19 protein-coding genes and 1 tRNA gene are annotated in these 18,105 nt (G+C 69.3%); 17 read left to right on the plus strand and 3 right to left on the minus strand.

The features are described from left to right. The first annotated feature begins 3 nt into the window (after positions 1–3). Positions 4–747 (plus strand): ABC transporter ATP-binding protein, encoded by a 744-nt coding sequence (locus tag AAC691_RS18580; protein WP_176639952.1) that lies wholly within the window; start codon positions 4–6, stop codon positions 745–747. Between the two features lie 319 nt (positions 748–1,066). On the opposite strand, the gene AAC691_RS18585 is transcribed toward AAC691_RS18580, so the two are convergent. The 3 genes from AAC691_RS18585 to AAC691_RS18595 form a co-directional block, all read right to left on the minus strand. Then, positions 1,067–1,143 (minus strand) — tRNA-Asp (locus AAC691_RS18585). Between the two features lie 138 nt (positions 1,144–1,281). Further along, positions 1,282–1,824 carry a carboxymuconolactone decarboxylase family protein gene (locus tag AAC691_RS18590; RefSeq protein WP_342628031.1) on the minus strand — a complete coding sequence of 181 codons (543 nt, stop codon included), beginning with the start codon at positions 1,822–1,824 and terminating at the stop codon, positions 1,282–1,284. Positions 1,825–2,020: 196 nt separating this feature from the next. Next, positions 2,021–2,563 carry a peroxiredoxin gene (locus AAC691_RS18595; RefSeq protein ID WP_323990021.1) on the minus strand — a complete coding sequence of 181 codons (543 nt, stop codon included), beginning with the start codon at positions 2,561–2,563 and terminating at the stop codon, positions 2,021–2,023. A gap of 131 nt (positions 2,564–2,694) precedes the next feature. Between AAC691_RS18595 and AAC691_RS18600 the strand changes: the two genes are divergently transcribed. The 16 genes from AAC691_RS18600 to AAC691_RS18675 all read left to right on the plus strand — a co-directional run bounded on the left by AAC691_RS18600 (position 2,695) and on the right by AAC691_RS18675 (position 18,060). Next, positions 2,695–3,675, plus strand: coding sequence for a hydrogen peroxide-inducible genes activator (locus AAC691_RS18600; RefSeq protein WP_323990022.1), 981 nt, complete (start codon positions 2,695–2,697; stop codon positions 3,673–3,675). 66 nt (positions 3,676–3,741) lie between these two features. After that, entirely contained in the window at positions 3,742–3,867 is a 126-nt protein-coding gene (gene ykgO / locus AAC691_RS18605) for a type B 50S ribosomal protein L36 (protein WP_012223099.1), read from the plus strand. Positions 3,868–3,956: 89 nt separating this feature from the next. After that, positions 3,957–4,649, plus strand: coding sequence for a hypothetical protein (locus AAC691_RS18610; RefSeq protein WP_342628032.1), 693 nt, complete (start codon positions 3,957–3,959; stop codon positions 4,647–4,649). A 68-nt stretch (positions 4,650–4,717) separates the two neighbouring features. After that, a complete protein-coding gene (locus tag AAC691_RS18615) occupies positions 4,718–5,407 on the plus strand; it encodes a RecX family transcriptional regulator (RefSeq protein ID WP_342628033.1) in 690 nt (229 codons plus the stop codon). After that, a complete protein-coding gene (locus AAC691_RS18620) occupies positions 5,404–5,907 on the plus strand; it encodes a CHAP domain-containing protein (RefSeq protein ID WP_342628034.1) in 504 nt (167 codons plus the stop codon). The genes AAC691_RS18615 and AAC691_RS18620 overlap by 4 nt, the downstream gene beginning before the upstream one ends. A 149-nt stretch (positions 5,908–6,056) precedes the next feature. Next, positions 6,057–6,317, plus strand: a complete 261-nt coding sequence (locus AAC691_RS18625) for a twin-arginine translocase TatA/TatE family subunit (protein ID WP_176641096.1) — start codon at positions 6,057–6,059, stop codon at positions 6,315–6,317. 58 nt (positions 6,318–6,375) lie between these two features. Continuing rightward, complete coding sequence (locus AAC691_RS18630; protein WP_342628035.1) at positions 6,376–7,041, plus strand: methylthioribulose 1-phosphate dehydratase; 666 nt, start codon at positions 6,376–6,378, stop codon at positions 7,039–7,041. Then, positions 7,038–7,577 (plus strand): acireductone dioxygenase, encoded by a 540-nt coding sequence (locus tag AAC691_RS18635; RefSeq protein WP_176641095.1) that lies wholly within the window; start codon positions 7,038–7,040, stop codon positions 7,575–7,577. The genes AAC691_RS18630 and AAC691_RS18635 overlap by 4 nt, the downstream gene beginning before the upstream one ends. A gap of 13 nt (positions 7,578–7,590) precedes the next feature. Then, positions 7,591–8,304 carry an acireductone synthase gene (gene mtnC / locus AAC691_RS18640; protein ID WP_342628036.1) on the plus strand — a complete coding sequence of 238 codons (714 nt, stop codon included), beginning with the start codon at positions 7,591–7,593 and terminating at the stop codon, positions 8,302–8,304. Further along, positions 8,301–9,260, plus strand: a complete 960-nt coding sequence (locus AAC691_RS18645; protein WP_176640923.1) for a bifunctional riboflavin kinase/FAD synthetase — start codon at positions 8,301–8,303, stop codon at positions 9,258–9,260. Before mtnC ends, AAC691_RS18645 begins: the two co-directional genes overlap by 4 nt. 125 nt (positions 9,261–9,385) lie before the next feature. Beyond that, positions 9,386–12,301 carry an isoleucine--tRNA ligase gene (gene ileS, locus AAC691_RS18650; RefSeq protein ID WP_342628037.1) on the plus strand — a complete coding sequence of 972 codons (2,916 nt, stop codon included), beginning with the start codon at positions 9,386–9,388 and terminating at the stop codon, positions 12,299–12,301. A 20-nt stretch (positions 12,302–12,321) separates the two neighbouring features. Further along, positions 12,322–12,825, plus strand: a complete 504-nt coding sequence (lspA, locus tag AAC691_RS18655; protein ID WP_323993536.1) for a signal peptidase II — start codon at positions 12,322–12,324, stop codon at positions 12,823–12,825. 295 nt (positions 12,826–13,120) lie between these two features. Further along, positions 13,121–13,639, plus strand: a complete 519-nt coding sequence (locus AAC691_RS18660; protein WP_323990030.1) for a DUF3035 domain-containing protein — start codon at positions 13,121–13,123, stop codon at positions 13,637–13,639. Positions 13,640–13,743: 104 nt separating this feature from the next. Continuing rightward, on the plus strand, positions 13,744–14,448 hold the full coding sequence (locus tag AAC691_RS18665; RefSeq protein ID WP_342628038.1) for a YkgJ family cysteine cluster protein: 705 nt from the start codon (positions 13,744–13,746) through the stop codon (positions 14,446–14,448). A 9-nt stretch (positions 14,449–14,457) separates the two neighbouring features. After that, complete coding sequence (gene mutL, locus AAC691_RS18670; protein WP_342628039.1) at positions 14,458–16,392, plus strand: DNA mismatch repair endonuclease MutL; 1,935 nt, start codon at positions 14,458–14,460, stop codon at positions 16,390–16,392. A gap of 159 nt (positions 16,393–16,551) precedes the next feature. Then, positions 16,552–18,060 (plus strand): NADH-quinone oxidoreductase subunit M, encoded by a 1,509-nt coding sequence (locus AAC691_RS18675; protein ID WP_342628040.1) that lies wholly within the window; start codon positions 16,552–16,554, stop codon positions 18,058–18,060. The last annotated feature ends 45 nt before the right edge of the window (positions 18,061–18,105 follow it).

An 18,105-nucleotide genomic window follows, 5' to 3' on the forward strand; every position in this document is an offset into this window, starting at 1 on the left:
GCCATGGCCGGAATCGATGTCAGCGATCTGCAGATCGCCTTTCCCCTGTATCACGGCAATGCCGCCAGCCTGCGCAAGCGGATGGGGCGCGCCATGTCGGGGCGCCTGGGCCATGATGCGCGCGACCGCGTGGTGGTACGCGCGCTCAACGGACTGAGCTTTTCGGTGCGGCCCGGCGAGCGGCTGGGGCTGATCGGCCGGAACGGCGCGGGCAAGACCACGCTGCTGCGCGCGCTGGCGGGGATCTATGAGCCGGTGGGCGGGCGCGTGAGCGTGCGCGGGCGGATCGGCGCGCTGCTGGATACGAATCTGGGCATGGTCGCGGAACTGACGGGGCGGGAGAATATCCGCCTGCGCGGCCTGTATTCGGGGCTGGATTCCGCCGCCATCGCCGGGGTGGAGCAGGACGTCTCGGCCTTCGCCGAGCTGGGGCCGTTCCTGGACCTGCCGCTGCGTTCGTACAGTTCGGGCATGCAGATCCGCCTGGCCTTCGGCCTGGCCACCGCCGGCCGGCCGCAGGTGCTGCTGATGGATGAGTGGTTCCTGGCGGGCGACGCGGCCTTTCTGAGCCGGGCGCAGTCGCGCCTGGAACGGATGATCGAAGAGGCGGATATCCTGGTGGTCTCGACCCATCAGGCGGAGATCCTGGCGACCTGGTGCACGCGGGTGCTGTGGATGGACCAGGGGCGGATCCGCATGGACGGGCCGCCGGGCACAGTGCTGCCAGCTTATCTGGGCCGAGCCTGACCGGACATGCGCGCTGGAGGCGATCCTGCGCGCGTTTCCTGTGCTCCGGTGCTCGCGGCCATCCAGGCCGCTCCGCTCCGGTGCTCGGAAACACACGCCGGGCGCGGCCCTGTCGGGCCGCTCTCGCTCACTAGAGCATTTCCACTGAACACTGGTTCAGTGGAAATGCTCTATGTCGTTATTTTATCGAGCATCTTCACCCATTCAAACGATTCCGTTTGAATGGGATCTGCTCTAGCCCACATGTCCGGTCAGGCTCGGGGCTGTTGAAGCAACCTCCGGCGATTTCCGGGACGATATTTTCAGGATTTTCGGGGAATGGCGCGAGTGACGGGGCTCGAACCCGCGACCTCCGGCGTGACAGGCCGGCGCTCTAACCAACTGAGCTACACCCGCAGCGGCGCGGGGTTTTCGGCCCCGCATCCGTTCGTGGAGGGCGAATTAACAAAGGCGGGCGATTCTGGCAACAGGTTCCGCCGGAAAAAATGACGGCGCGATGATTCGCGCCGCCGGAAGCGGGAAACAGGCGGGCTTTCAGGCGGCGCCCGCGTCGCCCAGCGCCGCCGCGCCGTCCAGGGTGGCGGCCACGGCATGCACGGTCGCGGCGATGCGGACCGCGGTCTGGACCTGTTCGGTGGTCAGTCCGGCGTCACGGACCATTTTTTCATGGCTTTCGACGCACATGCCGCAGCCATTGATCGCCGAGACGGCCAGCGACCAGAGTTCGAAATCCAGCTTCTCGACCCCCGGGCGGCCGATCACGTTCATCCGCAGCCGGGCCGGCATCTGGGCGTAGTCGCCGCCCACCATGTGGACGAAGCGGTAATAGATATTGTTCATGCCCATGATCGCCGCGGCGGCCTTGGCGGCGGTCAGTGCCTCGGGCGTCAGGACGGATTCGTATTCGGCGACGATGGCGCGCGTCACGTCCGCGTTGCGCGCGGCGAGCGCCGACGCCACGAAGGTGCCGGCCCGCTGCTGCGGGGTGAGCGTGATGTCGTTCGCCAGCGAGCCGAGATTGAGCTTGAGATCCTTCGCGTAGTCGGGAAGGCGTTCCTTGAGCGAGTCGATCGACATGGCCAGGGCCCTGTTGCTGTGCGGCGCGGTTCGCGACCGGCCGGCCGGCCCGTCACGTTGCGACGCGGATGGAGGGGATTCGGAAAGGATGGATATGTCCGGCCGTGCCGGATGGGGCATGGGTGCGGGCCATGCCCCCGCCGGCGGGCGCCGGCGGAATCCGGTCCGGCCCCGGGGGCCGGACCGGCCAAGGTGATCAGACCTTGAGGAAGGCTTCGCCCTGCTTCCAGTTGCAGGGGCACAGCTCGTCGCTCTGCAGCGCGTCGAGGATGCGCAGGATTTCCTGCGGGTTGCGGCCGACCGAGAGGTCGTTGACGCTGACATGGCGGATGATGTTGTCCGGATCGACCAGGAAGGTCGCGCGATAGGCCACGCCGGCATCGCCCGACAGCACGCCGCAGGCGTCGGACAGTTCACGCTTGATGTCGGCCAGCATCGGGATCTGCAGGTGCTTCAGGTCCTCGTGGTGCAGGCGCCAGTTCAGGTGCACGAACTCGCTGTCGATCGACACGCCGTACACCACGGTGTCGCGGTCCTTGAACTCGCCGGCCATCTTGCCGAACGCCACGATTTCGGTCGGGCAGACGAAGGTGAAGTCCTTCGGCCAGAAGAAGACAAGCTTCCACTTGCCTTCGTCGGTCTTGTCCGAGATCTGCACGAATTCGCCGGTCAGGCCCGCGGCGCCACCGGCGACGGAGGTCAGGTCGAATGCGGGGAATTTGTCACCGATCGTCAGCATCAGCATGCTCCTTGCATCAATGGTCCTGGCGCGGCGCCGCAATGCGGTCCGCGCCGTGTGGGCTATTCTATAAGCGCCGATGGCGATATCATGCCAATGAATAATTTATATCCGGATGATCGAAGGGATCGATGACACCACTGCCCTCGGCCCAGCAACTCCGCTATCTTATTACTCTCGCCGAATTGCGCCATTTCGGACGGGCAGCCCAGGCCTGCGCGGTCACGCAATCGACCCTGTCGGCGGGGATTCTGGCGCTGGAACGGCAACTGGACGTCCAGTTGCTGGACCGCAATGTCGGCAAGCGGGTGGTGTTCACCCCGATCGGCGACGAAGTGGCGGCCCGGGCGCGCTTCGCGCTGGATTCGCTGCAGGCGGTGCAGGACGTGGCCGATGCCTCGCGCGCGCCGATGAGCGGGCTGTTGCGCATCGGGGTGATTCCGACCATCGGCCCGTTCGTGGTGCCCGGCCTGGTCGCGCGCCTGCGCCGGCAGTTTCCGCAGATCCGCGTGTCGGTGAACGAGGACGTGACCGGCAACGTGCTGGACAAGCTGGCGCTGGGCCGGCTGGACCTGGCGCTGCTGGCCATGCCCTGTCCCTGCGAGGGGGCGGAGACGTTCCCGCTGTGGCGCGACGAATTCATGCTGGTGCTGCCGGCCGGCCATGCCCTGGCGCAGTGCGAGTCGATTCCGGTCGCACGGATCGCCGCCGAGCGCATGGTGCTGCTGGAGGACGGGCATTGCCTGCGCGACCAGACGCTGGCGCTGTGCCGCCAGGAGCGGGGCTGGACGACGACCGAGGGCGAGGAGGAGTTCGTCGTGACCTCGCTCCATACCCTGATCGACATGGTGGCGGACGGGCTGGGGATCGCGCTGCTGCCGCGCCTGGCGGTGGAATCGGGCATATTGCGCGACCTGCCGGTCGTGGTACGGCCGGTCACGGGCTGCCAGGCCTGGCGCACCATCGGCCTGGCCTGGCGTCCGCGTTCGCCGCGCGCCGCCGATTTCCGTCTGCTGGCCCCGCATATCCGTCCGCCGGAGGGGAAGGCGCAAGGGGCGAAAAATGGCCCGGAAGGGCGGGAAAGTCGGGATTTTTCGGGACTGCGCGGTTGACTCTGTGCATCCGGGCCGGTATTCGGCGCGTCTTCGCGGTGTCAAGCCGCCAATGAGGATCAGGTCATGAAGATCAGAAACAGCCTGAAGTCGGCCAAGGTGCGTGACAAGGACTGCCGTGTCGTCCGTCGTCATGGCAAGGTCTACGTCATCAACAAGAAGAATCCGCGCATGAAGGCCCGCCAGGGCTGATTGTCCGGACGGCCTTGGCCGTACGGTTTCTCTTGCACGACGCGCATGCCCGCGTTCCTGGCCGGATGACCGGTCGGGGACGCGGGCGTATGTGTTTGCGCCTGCCGGCCGCTTGTGTCCTGGCCCTGTCGCTGGGAGCGGGCCTGTGCCCGTCGCGGGCCGCGGCTCCGCCGGCCGGGCAGAAGGCCCCGGTGATGACCCCGCCCGCCGGGAAGGCGGGTTCCGGCCAGGTTTCTCCTGATCGGGTTTCCCCCGGCCAGGTTTCTCCGGGCCAGGCGGTTCCGGGGAAGGCCGTTCCCGGGCAGGCGGATCTGGCGCTGCTGGTGGCCGAACTGGCCCGTGCGAATACGCGCGCCCTTGCCGCCGAACTGGAAGTGCGGATCGAGCAGGTGCGGCTGCGGCCGCTGTCGCCGACCACGCGGCTGCTGCTGCGGCGGGCCCAGGGGCATCTGGCGGCTGGCAAGCCGGTGGATGCGGTCGAGGACCTGGACGATGCCCTGGTGCTGCAGCCCGAGGTCGGAATCCTGTGGCGCGACCGGGCGCAGGCCCGGCTGGCGGCCCGTGACCTGGACGGCGCGATCGCCGATCTGGGCAGCGCGCTGCAGCATGACCCGAATGACGGCGTGGCCTGGCAGGTGCTGTCGGCGGTCGAGGAGCAGCGCGGCGACTGGCAGGCGGCCTATCGCGCGTGGCAGCACGCGATGGCGCTGGATCCGATGATCGAGGGCGGCCATGCCCATGCCGAGCGGCTGCGGCTGCGGGCCTTCGGCCAGCCGACCTGACGCGGCTTGCTTCATCCGCGCGTCCACCCCCTGTCGCCATTCGGACATTCTGTGCCATCATCCCCGTCATGACGGAGCGCACCGCATGGCGAGAGACCGCGCGCGACCGGGCGCGGCCGGTCGCGCCCGCGCCCGATCGCGCCGCGCTGCGCGCGGCGGCGCTGGCCCATCTGGCGCGTTTCGGCACCACGAGCGCGGGGTTGCGGCAGGTGCTGGAACGGCAGGTCCAGCGCTGGGGCCGCCGCGCGGCTTCCGCCGGCCTGCCGTCCGAGGATGTCGCGGCGCAACTGGCCCGGGCGTTGGACGACATCGCCCCGGTGGTGCGCGACATGGCCGATCTGGGGGCGGTGGACGATGCGGCCTTCGCCCAATCCCGGGCGCGGTCGCTGACCCGTACCGGCCGGTCGCGCCGCGCCGTGGAGGCCCATCTGGCGGCCCGGGGGGTGGCGGGGGACCTGGCCGAGACCGTGCTGGACGATGCGCTGGGCGCGCGGGGCGGCGAGGGACGGGATACCGAACTGGCCGCCGCCCTGGTCTTTGCCCGCCGTCGCCGCGCCGGCCCGTTCGCGCCGCCCTGCGACGCGGAGCCGGCTGGCGAGGCGGAGTCGGGGCAGGCGGCCGAAGCCGCGGCGCGGCGCCGGCGGCTGGTGCTGGAGGCGATGGCGCGCGCGGGTTTCGGCCGCGCGGTGGCCGAGGCGGCGCTGGACATGGACCCGGCGGAAGCCGAGGACCGGATCATCCGGATGAAATCGGCGTGACGGAGCGCCTTGCGGCATCGTGGCCGGCCCGGGCCGGGGCGCGCTGGCTGGCGCTGGTCTCGGCCGTGCCGCTGGCGGCGTGCGGGGGCGGGGGCTGGAACGGGCGGCTGCAATGCGCGCCCTATGCCCGGTCGGTCACCGGGTTGCAGTTGCAGGGGGCGGCGGCCGGGTGGTGGCGGCAATCGGCCGGGCGCTATGCCCATTCCAGCATGCCGAGCCCGGGCGCGGTGCTGGTGTTCCGCGCCACCGGGCGCCTGCCGGAAGGGCATGTCTCGGTGGTGCGGCAGGTCGAGGGGACGCGGGCGATCCTGGTGGACCAGGCCAACTGGGTGCCCGGACGGATCGATCACGGGGTGCCGGTGGTCGACGTGTCGCGCCGCAATGACTGGTCCGCCGTACGGGTCTGGTGGCAGCCGGTTCACAGCATGGGCAAAAGCGTCTATCCGACATACGGCTTCATCTCGCGCGACCTGCCGGAGCGTCCGTCACCGGATGCCTGAGCGGCGCGGGGGTAAGAGGCCGCTTGCATGACGCGCCCGGCGGGGCCATGTGATGGAGCGTTTCGGGTATGCCGCTCCAAAAAGCGGACGGTCCGGAATTTGGAATTCAAGGGCAGTTCAGCGTCGCGGCGCGGAAACGGGGATGTGTAATGGGTAGCTTGAGCATCTGGCACTGGCTGATCGTGCTGGCGGTCGTGCTGGTCCTGTTTGGCGGCGGCAACAAGATCAGCACGCTGATGGGCGACGTTGCGCGCGGCATGAAATCGTTCAAGAAGAACATGGCCGAGGACGAGCCCGCCGAAGGCGCCGCCGCAGGGCCGACGGGCCATATTGCCCCGCCGAATCCCGCCGCCGGCGCGCAGCGCGACGCCAGCTTCTCGGGCAGCGGGCATTCCTCCGGCACGCCGTGACGCATGGCGGGGCCTGCGAGAGGGCCTGACAAGGACGAGACGAGAGCCAGACGCGACCATGGATCACGTGACAATGCCCGACCCGTGGGCCGGCGCGGTGCAGGACATCATCGCGGCTGGGCGGCGGATGGACCGCTTCGGCTGGGTGCCGGCGACCGCCGGCAATATCAGCCGGCGCCTGCCCGACGGACGGATCGCCATTACCCGTTCCGGCGGCCATAAGGGGCATCTGGCGGAAGACGGCGTGATCGCGGTCACGCTGGACGGGCAGGCGGTGCAGGCGGGCGACCGGCCCAGCGCCGAGACGCTGCTGCATTGTCAGCTTTATGCCCATTCCGATGCGCATGCTCCCGAGGGGCGCGCTCCTGGGGGGCGCGCCGAGGAGATCGGCGCGGTGCTGCACGGCCATTCGGTGGCCGCGACCGTGCTGTCGATGCTGCCGGGCGAGGCCATCCTGCTGACGGGGTACGAGGTGCTGAAAGTGTTCGCGGGGCAGGACACCCACGACACGACCGTGCGCGTGCCCGTCTTCGACAACGACCAGGATATTGCCCGCCTGTCCCGCGTGGTGGCGCCGCATCTGGGCGCCATGCCGGCCGGCTATGTCATTCGCGGCCATGGCGTCTATGTCTGGGGCCGGACGATGGACGTCGCGCTGGCGCGGCTGGAAGGGCTGGAATTCCTGCTGGCCTGCGAACTGGAAAGAAGGAAGCTCGCCCCATGAGCCGCCTGACGGTCTATCGTGACGACGATCCCGATTCGCCGCTGCTGCGCACCGAGGATGCGCCCCGCATCGCCGAGGCGCTGGGCGCGATCGGCGTGCGCTTCGAGCGCTGGGACAGCCCGGTGGTGCCGCCGCGCGACGCCGCGCCCGAAGCGGTGCTGGAAGCCTATCGGCCCTATCTGGACATGCTGATGGGCGAGACCGGCGCGGGGTCGGCCGACGTGGTGCGCATCAATGCCGCGACCCCCAACCTGCCCGCCCTGCGCGACAAGTTCCTGTCGGAACACACCCACAGCGAGGACGAGGTGCGGTTCTTCGTCCATGGCTGGGGCAATTTCGTGCTGCATGTCGCGGACAGGATCTATGACGTGCGCTGCGTGGCGGGTGACCTGATCTCGGTCCCCGAGGGCATTCCGCATTGGTTCGATGCCGGGCTGGAGCCCGATGTGGTGGCGCTGCGGGTGTTTACCGATACGACGGGCTGGATCGCGCATTATACCGGCGACGACATCGCCGCGCGCTTTCCGGTGACCTGAGGGGTTGCGGCCGATGCTTGGGACGGACGCGGCGGACGCGATCGAGGCGGTGCTGCTGGACATCGAGGGCACGACCATCCCGGTTTCGTTCGTGCACCAGGTGCTGTTTCCCTATGCGCGCGCGGCGATGCCGGGCCTGCTGGCCGAGCGGGCCGCCGATCCCGCGGTGCGGGCGGCGCTGGCCGAGATCGCCGGCCTGGCCCCCGGCGTGGCGCCGCTGGCGCAGTTGAATGCCTGGATGGACCGCGACGAAAAGATCGGCCCGCTGAAGGCGCTGCAGGGGCTGGCCTGGGCCGAGGGCTATCGCACCGGGGTGCTGCGGGCGGCGTTGTATCCCGACGTGCTGCCGGCGCTGCGGTGCTGGCATGCGGCCGGGCTGCGGCTGGCGGTCTATTCCTCGGGCTCGGAGGCGGCGCAGCGCCTGATCTATGGCCACACGACCGAGGGCGACGTGACCGGGCTGTTCGACGGGTTCTATGACCTGAGCATGGGCGGCAAGCGCGACGCCGCGTCCTATCGGGCGATCCTGGCCCGCGCCGGCTGGGCGCCGGGGCGCACGCTGTTCCTGTCCGATATCGTGGCCGAGCTGAACGCGGCTTCCGAGGCCGGGCTGCGGACCTGCCAACTGGTCCGGCCCGAGGACGGCACCGTGGCGGGCGCGGTTCACGCCCGGGCGGCGACCCTGGACGAGGCCGCGCGGCAATTCGGCCTGAGGCGGGCCGCATGAGGACGCACCTGCATACCGGCTGGCGCCATGTCCCGGTCGAAATGCGGGGCATGGCCGCGGCGCTGGGCAATTTCGACGGCGTGCATATGGGGCATGCGCACCTGCTGCATACGCTGCATTCCGCCCGCCCCGACCTGGGCCTGGCGGTGGTGACGTTCGAGCAGCATCCGCGCGAATTGTTCCGGCCGCAGGACCCGCCCTTTCGCCTGACCCTGTCCGAGGAAAGGCTGGCCGCGCTGTCGGCGCTGGGCGTGCGCCAGGTGTTCGAGATTCCGTTCGACACCGAATTCAGCGCGCTGAGCGCCGAGCGTTTCGTCGCCGACGTGCTGCATGATGCGCTGGGGCTGCGGCACGTGGCCTGCGGCGCGGATTTCGCCTTCGGCCACCGGCGGGGGGGCAATGTGGCGTTCCTGGCCGACCGGGCCGAGGAGCTGGGCATCGGCCTGACGGTCGTGCCGCCCCTGTCGGATGCGGGGGGGCCGTTTTCCTCGACCCGGATCCGCCGGCTGCTGCAGGACGGCTATCCCGAGCGCGCGGCCGAGGAGCTGGGCCGCCCCTGGTCGATCCGCGGCGTGGTGCAGCATGGCGACAAGCGCGGGCGTCTGCTGGGCTTTCCGACCGCCAATGTGCCGCTGGGCCGGCATCTGGAGCCGGCGCGCGGGGTCTATGCGGTGACGGTGCGGCTGTCGGACGGGCGGTCCTGGCCCGGAGTGGCCAATATCGGCCGCCGCCCGACCATCGCCGACGGCCAGGAAAGCCGGCTGGAGGTCCATCTGCTGGATTTCGAGGGCGACCTGTATGGCGAGACCCTGTCGGTGGCGCTGCATACGCTGCTGCGTGAGGAGCGGCGCTTCGCCGGGCTGGACGCGCTGAAGGCGCAGATCGCCGAGGATGCCGCCACCGCCCGGCTGTACCTGGCCGACCTGGCGCGGCTGGGGGCGCATTCGGCGCCGTGACGCGCACAGACGCCTGACGGGGCGCGCCGGATGGCGGGGCGCTTGACCGCGGGGGGTGGGGCTCCGCATAAGGTGGGGCTTTCGCGGCCCCCGTACCGCATCACGATAGCCAGAAATACAGGGTCATGAGCGAGCCAAAGTCACAGGATCTCTATCGGGAGACGGTCTTCCTGCCGAAAACGAGCTTCCCCATGCGGGGCAGCCTGCCGAAGCGGGAGCCGGAGATTCTGGAGGACTGGGCGCGGAGCGGCCTGGACGGGCGGCTGCGCGCGCAGGCCGAGGGCCGTCCGCCCTTCATGCTGCATGACGGCCCGCCCTATGCGAACGGCAACCCGCATATCGGCCATGCGCTGAACAAGATCCTGAAGGACGTGATCAACCGCGCCCATCGCATGGCGGGCTTCGCGGTGCATTACGTGCCGGGCTGGGACTGCCACGGCCTGCCGATCGAATGGAAGATCGAGGAGGAATACCGCAAGGCGGGCAAGAACAAGGATTCGGTGCCGATCCTGCAATTCCGGGCCGAATGCCGCGCCTATGCCCAGAAATGGCTGGACGTGCAGGCGGCCGAATTCCGCCGGCTGGGCGTGCAGGCGGAATGGGAGCGGCGCTATGCCACGATGGATTTCGCCTCGGAAGCGACGATCGTCGAGGAAATCGGCCGCTTCCTGCTGAACGGGCTGCTGTATCGCGGCCTGCGCCCGGTGATGTGGAGCCCGGTCGAGAAGACCGCCCTGGCCGAGGCCGAGATCGAATATCGCGACCATGAATCCACCACGATCCATGTCGCCTTTCCCTTCATCCACGATCCGACGCCGGCCCGCGCGCTGCAGGACGTGTCGGCCGTCATCTGGACCACCACGCCCTGGACGATCCCGGGCAATCGCGCCATCGCGTTCGGGCCGGGCATCACCTATGCCGTGCTGCGGGTCGACGGCGTGACCGACAGCGCCGCGCTGGAACCCGGCGCGCGCCTGCTGGTGGCCGAGGACCTGATCGCGCGGTTCTGCGCGGCCGCCGGCATCACCGAGCATCATGTCCTCTATACCCTGCCGGGCGAGGCGCTGACCGACGCGCTGTGCGCCCATCCGCTGCGCGGCGAGGGCTATGATTTCGAGGTGCCGCTGCTGGCGGCGGATTTCGTCACCACCGATGCGGGCACCGGCCTGGTCCACATGTCCCCCGCCCATGGCGAGGAGGATTTCGCCGTGTCGGTGGCCAACGGGATCGAAATCCCGGAACTGGTGCTGGATGACGGGCGCTATGCCGCCTGGGTGCCGCTGTTCGCCGACATCCATGTCTTCAAGGCCGCCGATCCGGTCTGCACCGCGCTGTCGGCGGCGATGGTGCGGGCCAGCGAGGCCGGCGCGGCCCCGGCGGGGCTGGTGGCGCGTTCGACCATCCTTCATTCCTATCCGCATTCCTGGCGGTCGCGCGCGCCGGTGATCTATCGCGCCACGCCGCAATGGTTCATCCGCATGGATGGCGAGGGCCATCTGCGCGGCCGCGCCCTGCGTGCCCTGGAGGACGTGACCTTCGTGCCGGCCCAGGCGCGCAACCGCCTGACCGCGATGGTTGCCGACCGGCCGGACTGGTGCATCAGCCGCCAGCGCGCCTGGGGCGTGCCGATCGCCGTCTTCGTGGAAAAGCGCACCGGCGAGGTGCTGCGCGACCCGGCGGTCATGCAGCGCATCGTCGATGCCTTCCGCGCCGAGGGGGCGGATGTGTGGTACAGCGCGCCGGCCGCGCGCTTCCTGGGCGAGGGGCGCGACCCCGAGGAATATGAGCAGGTCTTCGACATCGTCGATGTCTGGTTCGAGAGCGGGTCGAGCCATCGCTTCGTGCTGGGGCGCGACGGGCTGCCCTTCCCGGCGGATCTGTACCTGGAAGGATCGGACCAGCATCGCGGCTGGTTCCAGTCCTCGCTGCTGGAAAGCGTGGGCACGCGGGGGACCGCGCCCTATCGGGCGCTGGTGACCAACGGCTTCGTGCTGGACGAGCAGGGGCGGAAGATGTCCAAGTCGCTGGGCAATGTCGTCGCCCCGCAGGACGTCAACGACTCGCTGGGCGCGGACATCCTGCGCCTGTGGGTGATGAATTCCGACACCAACGAGGATCTGCGCATCGGCAACGAGATCCTCAAGCAGCAGGGCGAACTGTATCGCCGCCTGCGCAATACGCTGCGCTGGCTGCTGGGGGCGCTGGACGGCTTTGCCGACGCCGAGCGCGTGCCGTACGAGCAGATGCCCGAGCTGGAGCAATGGGTGCTGCATCGCCTGACCGAGCTGGGCGGGCAGATCGACCGTGCGGTGCGGACCCATGAATGGGTCGGCGTCTATGCGGCGGTGCATGGATTCTGCGCCACCGACCTGTCGGCGTTCTATTTCGACGTCCGCAAGGACGCGATCTATTGCGACGGGGCGGACAGCCCGCGCCGCCGCGCCGCGCGCACCGTGCTGGACCATCTGCATCGCTGCCTGACGACCTGGCTGGCGCCAGTGCTGGTCTTTACGGCGGAAGAGGCCTGGACCGCCCGATTCGGTAACGAGAACAGCGTACACCTGCAGGCGTTCCCCGTGCTGCCCGAGGAATGGATCCGCCCCGACCTGGCCGATCGCTGGGCGAGGCTGCGCGCGGTACGCCGAATGGTGACGACCGAGATCGAGGCCGCGCGGCGCGACGGGGTGATCGGGTCCTCGCTGCAGGCCGCGCTGGACCTGCCGCTGTCCGAGGAAGAGGCTGCGCGTTTCGCCGATATCGACTGGTGCGAACTGGCCATCGTCTCGCAGACCTCGGTGACGGTCGAGCCGGGCGCGGCGTCGATCTATCTGGCCGACGGCGCAGAGGCGGGCGCCACGGAGGACGGGGGCGCCACGGTGAAGGGCGCCCATGGCGTGCCGCGCGTCTCGGTCGCGAGCGGCCATAAATGCGCCCGCTGCTGGAAGGTGCTGGACGAGGTCGGCACCCATGAGGCGCATCCCGCACTGTGCCTGCGCTGCGTCGCGGTCGTCGAGGCGGCCGGGGGCGTGCAGGGCGCATGACCGGCGATCCTTTCTCCACGATGTCCGCGCCGGCCGTCCGGCCGGACGGCGCCGGGCGGTGCCGGGCGATCGGGGCGGCCCTGTTCGCGGGTGTGCTGCTGCTGGACCAGGGCAGCAAATACTGGATCCTGCACGGGTTCGACCTGCCGGATCGCGGGTCGGTGCCGCTGCTGCCGGTCCTGAATTTCACGATGGTGTGGAACCGCGCCATCACCTTCGGCATGCTGGGCGGGCTGGCGGGGGTGGGGCGGGTGGTGTTCCCGATCGTCTCGCTGCTGATCGTGGCGCTGCTGGCGGTGTGGGTGGCGCGGACCACCCGCCCTCGGGTGGCCGCGGCGCTGGGGGCGATCATGGGCGGGGCGGTCGGCAACGTGATCGACCGGCTGCATTACGGCGCCGTGGTCGATTTCATCCACGCCCATGCCTATGGCTGGTCCTGGCCGGTCTTCAACCTGGCGGACGCGGCGATCGATTGCGGGGTCGCGGTCCTGCTGTTCGACAGCCTGACCGACCGGCGCGGCTAGAGCCATATCCATTCACACTGGTTCACGGATATGGCTCTAGCTCGTTGTTTTGGCGAGCATCTTTATCCGACCGGATGCGTCCATCCGGTCGGATGATGCGCTAGTGTCCTGCCCGAGAAATTCTTATGAGAATTTCTCGGATCAGCAGGCCACTAAAAATATTGATTCTAGTGTCCTTTCGATTCCGAAATTCGCTTGCGAATTTCGGAATCGGGACACTAGGCATCACGCGGCGAACAGGGTTCCTGACCAGAGTCCTTGCCGCAGACGGGCAGGAACGGTAAGAGGCACAATCATGACGTCTTCAGTCGCTCGTTTCGCTCCGTTCGTCCTGCTGATGGCGGGCGGATTCCTGCTGGCCGGATGTTCCGGGTCGGATGTCAGCCGGGCCTTCGGCCTGGAACGCGATTCGCCGGACGAATATACGGTGACGACGCGCGCGCCGCTGTCGATGCCGCCGTCCGAGGCATTGGCGGTGCCGCACAGCGATGCCGCGCGCCCTCAGGATGAAAGCCCGCGCCTGCAGGCGCTGGAGACGCTGTCGCCGAACGTGGCGCTGCAGGGGGCCAGCGGCGCCGCCAGCACGGGCCAGGCCGCGCTGGTGAACGAGGCCAGCAGCGCGGCGGGCGCGTCCAACCAGGGCGAGTTGGGCCAGGCCGGCCAGGGCTTCGTCGACCAGTTGATGTTCTGGCATGGCGGCGGCGCCGGCAGCGTGGTGGACGGTGCGGCCGAAAATCGCCGCCTGCGCCGGAACGCAGCACTGGGCAACAGCCCGACCCAGGGGGCCACCCCGACCTTGAAGGGCGGGTCGTAACCGCCCGCGACCGGTTCCGGCGATTACCCGCTCCGCCCTTTCCGGGCGGTTTCGGCGGCGCGGCGGTGGCATTCGGTACGGCGTAAGGCGGATTGGGCCTCTTGATGAGCGATGGTCGCGCCCTGTCCCGACCGGCATCGCCCCTTGCCCATATGCGGGACAGGATGGCCGAGGCGGATGCCGCGTTCAGGGCCGGTCTCGATACCGCCGCGACCGAGGCCGACATCCTGCGGCTTGCGCGAAACCTGCTCGGCCTGTGCGACGAGGTTGCCGAGACGCTGCGGCATCTTGTTCCGGTGAAGGCCCTGGCCTGCCGGGCCGGATGCGATACGTGCTGCCACAGTCTGATCCAGGTGAATCCGGTCTTCGCCATTCTGGCGATGGCGGAGGCGCGCCGGATCTTTTCCGCCGACCAATTCGAGATTTTGAGGAACAGGCTGGTTTCGGGCAGCTCTTTCTGCCCGTTTCTGTTCGACGGCGCGTGCGCGATCTATCAGAGCCGCCCGATGGTGTGCCGTGGCTATTACAGTTTCGACCTGGCGCTGTGCAGGCAAGGCGATTATTGCGAGAAGGATCTGGGATACCAGGGTGACGGTGCGCACGCCGCGCATCAGCTCATGATTTTTCTGTTTGCCCTGGAAAAGCGTCTCGAATCGATCGAAGAGTCTCTGGGCCTCGATTCCGGGCCGGTCTTCCTGCATGCGGCGGCGCGCGTTCTTCTGGAGGGGCCGGACGCGGCGCGGCGCTGGCGGACGGGGGAGCGTGTGTTTCCCGGCGCCTTGCTGGATGCGGCGGGCGATAATCCCTAGTCTGGTCCCATGATCGACTCGTCCAGCCTGCCTGCCCGCCCGGTGATCCGGCGCCTGTCGGAACAGGTCGTCAACCGCATCGCGGCCGGCGAGGTCATCGAGCGTCCGGCGGCGGCGCTGAAGGAACTGGTCGAGAATGCCATCGATTCCGGGGCGCGCCGCATCGCGGTGCTGCTGGAGCGGGGCGGGATCGACCGGCTGGAAGTCGTTGATGACGGGTGCGGCATGACGCCGGACGACCTGATGCTGGCGGTGGAGCGGCATTGCACCTCGAAATTGCGCGACGAGACCCTGGTGCGGATCGACACGCTGGGCTTTCGCGGCGAGGCGCTGCCCTCGATCGGGGCGGCGGCGCGCCTGCGTGTGACCTCGCGCCCCCACGGGGCCGACGGCGCCTGGCGCATCGCGGTGGAAGGCGGGATGGTCGGCGCGCCGGAACCCTGCGCCGGGCCGCCGGGCACACGGGTGGTCGTCGAGGATCTGTTCTTCGCCACGCCGGCGCGGCGCAAATTCCTCAAGAGCCCGCGGGTCGAATCCGGCCATGCCGACATCACCGTGCGCCGCCTGGCGCTGTCGGTGCCGCATGTGGCGTTTCGCCTGCAACTGGATGACCGGGTGGTGTTCGACCTGCCGGCGCAGGACATGGCGGATCGTGTTGCCGCGCTGCTCGACGCCGAAGGTGCGGACGGGATGCTGCCGGTCGAGGGGCGCAAGGGCGAACTGGAACTGAGCGGTTTCGCCTGCGGCCCGTCGGTGCATCGGGCCACGGCGGCGGGGCAGATCCTGCTGGTCAATGGCCGGCCGGTGGTCGATCCGGTGCTGCGCACCGCGGTGCGCGTGGCCTATCGCCACGTGATCGAGCATGGGCGCCATGCGGTGGTCGCGCTGTCGCTGCGGATTCCGCCCGATCAGGTCGACGTGAACGTCCATCCGGCGAAAACGGAATTGCGTTTCGCCGACGCGGCATCGGTGCGCGGGCTGGTGATCGGCGCGCTGGGCCGCGCACTGGGCGGCGGCGCGGGCGTTGCCGGGGTTCGGCCGGGGGTGCTGCAATCGCGCGTGGCGGCACCGGCGCGGATCTGGTACCCGCCGCCCGACGCGCCGTCCGTGCGGGGGAATTCGGTGCCGATCCTGTCGGCGCCGGGGCGCGATCCGTTCGCCGCCCGGCTGGAACTGGGCGCCAGCCCCGCGGCGCGGATGCTGGACGGGCCGACGGCGCCCGATTCGGTGCACGGCCCGGCGCCCGGCCCGGGATCGGGATCGGAGCCCGTGTTCCCGCCCGGCATGCCCGGCGGGTCGGTCCGGGCCCTGGATGGATTGCCGCCGGATGCGTTTCTTCCGGATGAATTTCCATTGGGGGCCGCGGTGGCGCAGGTCATGGGGACCTATGTCATCGCGGTCTCGGGCGACGGGTCGCTGGTGCTGGTCGACCAGCATGCCGCGCATGAGCGCCTGACGCATGAGCGGCTGCGCGCGCAGTATCTGGACGGCACCCTGCGGGCGCAGCGCCTGTTGCTGCCGGACGTGGTGACCCTGCCGCGCGGGCAGGCCGAGCTGCTGATGTCCTTCGCCGGGACGCTGGCGGCGCTGGGGGTGGAGATCGAGTCCTTCGGCGGCGACGCGGTGCTGGTGCGGGCCTTGCCGGCGCTGCTGGGCACCGACGATCCGGCCGCCCTGCTGCGCGACCTGGCCGAGGAACTGGCCGAGGACGATCTGGCCGGCCCGGGCGAGGCGCGGGCCCTGGACGGCAGGCTGGACGCGGTGATCGCGCGGATGGCCTGCCACGGCAGCGTGCGGGCCGGCCGCAGCCTGAACCGGGCGGAGATGGATGCGCTGCTGCGCGACATGGAGCGCACGCCGCGGGCCGGCACCTGCTCGCATGGGCGGCCGACCTGGATCAAGCTGAGCCGCGCGGACCTGGAAAAACTGTTCGGCCGCCGGTAGCCGCCAAAGGGACGGGACAAACGCCGGGATGGCGGGGCGGTTGCGCGGATTGCAAGCGGAATCGTCGCTGCTCGGCAGAACGTGAGCGGCGCGCGGCTGGTCTCGCCGACGGAACGGCGATAGGCTCGGCGGCATCTTTTCACGGACGATGAGACCGACGTGCATCCCATCCTGCTCCCGCTTGTCACGTATCTGCCGCTGGGCGGCGCCCTGGCCATCCTGCTGATGCGCGGCACAGCCGAAGCGGTCGAGGGGGCGTCGCGCTGGGTGGCGCTGTGGACCAGCCTGCTGGTCTTCGCCCTGTCGGTGGTGATGTGGGGCGAGTTCGATCCCCGGCAGCCCGGCTTTCAGTTCGTGCAGCAACTGGACTGGGCGCCGTCCTTCGGCGTGTCGTACCATGCCGGGGTGGACGGGATCAGCCTGCTGTTCGTGCTGCTTTCGACCTTTCTGACGCCGCTGGCGGTGATCGGCGGGTGGAAGCTGGTGACCACGCGGGTGCGCGACTACATGCTGGCGGTGCTGCTGCTGGAGACCACGCTGGTCGGACTGTTCTCGGCGCTGGATCTGGTGCTGTTCTATGTGTTCTATGAGGCGACGCTGATTCCGGGCAGCCTGATGATCGGTGTGTGGGGCGGGCCGCGCCGCGTCTGGGCGTCGATCCAGTTCTTTCTGTTCACGTTCGGCGGGTCGCTGTTCATGCTGCTGGCGCTGCTGGTGATGTGGAACGTCACCGGCACGACCGACGTGCCGGCGCTGATGCACCTGAATTTCCCGCGTGCGCTGCAATGCTGGCTGCTGCTGGGCTTCGTGGTGGCGTTCGGGGTCAAGCTGCCGCTCTTCCCGCTGCATGCCTGGCTGCCCGACGCCTATGCCGAGGCCCCGACGCCGACCACCGCGCTGCTGTCGGGCGTGCTGTCGAAGGCCGGGGCCTATGGGCTGCTGCGCTTCGGGGTCCTGATGTTTCCCGACGCGGCGCGGCTGTTCGCGCCCTATATCCTGGCGCTGGGGGTGGTCGCGGTGATCTATGCCGCCATCATCGCCCTGGCGCAGACGGACATGAAGCGGGTGATCGCCTATTCCTCATTCTCGCATATGGGGCTGGTCGCGGTCGGGCTGTTCACCCTGACGCCCGAGGGGGTCGACGGCGCCATCTTCCAGATGCTGTCGCACGGCGTGATCATCACCGCCCTGTTCTTCTGCGTCGCCGCCGTGGCCTGGCGGGCGGAAACCCGCTCGATCGACGCTTTCTCGGGGGTGGCGCACAAGATGCCGGTGCTGGCCACGCTGGCCATGCTGTTCGTGATGGCCAATGTCGGCCTGCCGGGTACCGGCGCCTTCGTCGGCGAATGGCTGGTCATGGTCGGCGCCATCCATGTCTCGTTCTGGGTCGCGCTGCTGGCCGGCAGCAGCATGATCCTGGGGGCGGTCTATATGCTGGTCTTCTATCGCCGGATCTGGTTCGGGACGGCCGGGCACGGGGTGGTGGCCATGCTGCGCGACCTGACGGCGCCGGAACTGGCGGTGCTGGTGCCCTGCGCGCTGGTCACGCTGTGGATGGGCATCCATCCGGGCAGTTTCCTGCGCGTCTTCGACCCGGCGGTGGTCGGGGCCTTCAATCCGCCGGCCCAGGCGGCCGCGGCGGGAAAGCTGCATCTCGCGCTGCGCTGAGCCTGCAAGCCGGGCCTGCAAGCAGAGTTCGTCCGGGTGAGCGGG

Source organism: Nguyenibacter vanlangensis (assembly GCF_038719015.1).
In the GTDB taxonomy this organism is placed as follows: Bacteria; Pseudomonadota; Alphaproteobacteria; order Acetobacterales; family Acetobacteraceae; genus Gluconacetobacter; species Gluconacetobacter vanlangensis.

Bases quoted from the DNA above. Each gene is read 5' to 3' on its own strand.
- AAC691_RS18580 (WP_176639952.1), top strand. From the start codon at position 4: ATGGCCGGAATCGATGTCAGCGATCTGCAGATCGCCTTTCCCCTGTAT.
- AAC691_RS18590 (WP_342628031.1), bottom strand. From the start codon at position 1,824: ATGTCGATCGACTCGCTCAAGGAACGCCTTCCCGACTACGCGAAGGAT.
- AAC691_RS18595 (WP_323990021.1), bottom strand. From the start codon at position 2,563: ATGCTGACGATCGGTGACAAATTCCCCGCATTCGACCTGACCTCCGTC.
- AAC691_RS18600 (WP_323990022.1), top strand. From the start codon at position 2,695: ATGACACCACTGCCCTCGGCCCAGCAACTCCGCTATCTTATTACTCTC.
- ykgO (WP_012223099.1), top strand. From the start codon at position 3,742: ATGAAGATCAGAAACAGCCTGAAGTCGGCCAAGGTGCGTGACAAGGAC.
- AAC691_RS18610 (WP_342628032.1), top strand. From the start codon at position 3,957: ATGTGTTTGCGCCTGCCGGCCGCTTGTGTCCTGGCCCTGTCGCTGGGA.
- AAC691_RS18615 (WP_342628033.1), top strand. From the start codon at position 4,718: ATGACGGAGCGCACCGCATGGCGAGAGACCGCGCGCGACCGGGCGCGG.
- AAC691_RS18625 (WP_176641096.1), top strand. From the start codon at position 6,057: ATGGGTAGCTTGAGCATCTGGCACTGGCTGATCGTGCTGGCGGTCGTG.
- AAC691_RS18630 (WP_342628035.1), top strand. From the start codon at position 6,376: ATGGATCACGTGACAATGCCCGACCCGTGGGCCGGCGCGGTGCAGGAC.
- AAC691_RS18635 (WP_176641095.1), top strand. From the start codon at position 7,038: ATGAGCCGCCTGACGGTCTATCGTGACGACGATCCCGATTCGCCGCTG.
- mtnC (WP_342628036.1), top strand. From the start codon at position 7,591: ATGCTTGGGACGGACGCGGCGGACGCGATCGAGGCGGTGCTGCTGGAC.
- AAC691_RS18645 (WP_176640923.1), top strand. From the start codon at position 8,301: ATGAGGACGCACCTGCATACCGGCTGGCGCCATGTCCCGGTCGAAATG.
- ileS (WP_342628037.1), top strand. From the start codon at position 9,386: ATGAGCGAGCCAAAGTCACAGGATCTCTATCGGGAGACGGTCTTCCTG.
- lspA (WP_323993536.1), top strand. From the start codon at position 12,322: ATGTCCGCGCCGGCCGTCCGGCCGGACGGCGCCGGGCGGTGCCGGGCG.
- AAC691_RS18660 (WP_323990030.1), top strand. From the start codon at position 13,121: ATGACGTCTTCAGTCGCTCGTTTCGCTCCGTTCGTCCTGCTGATGGCG.
- AAC691_RS18665 (WP_342628038.1), top strand. From the start codon at position 13,744: ATGAGCGATGGTCGCGCCCTGTCCCGACCGGCATCGCCCCTTGCCCAT.
- mutL (WP_342628039.1), top strand. From the start codon at position 14,458: ATGATCGACTCGTCCAGCCTGCCTGCCCGCCCGGTGATCCGGCGCCTG.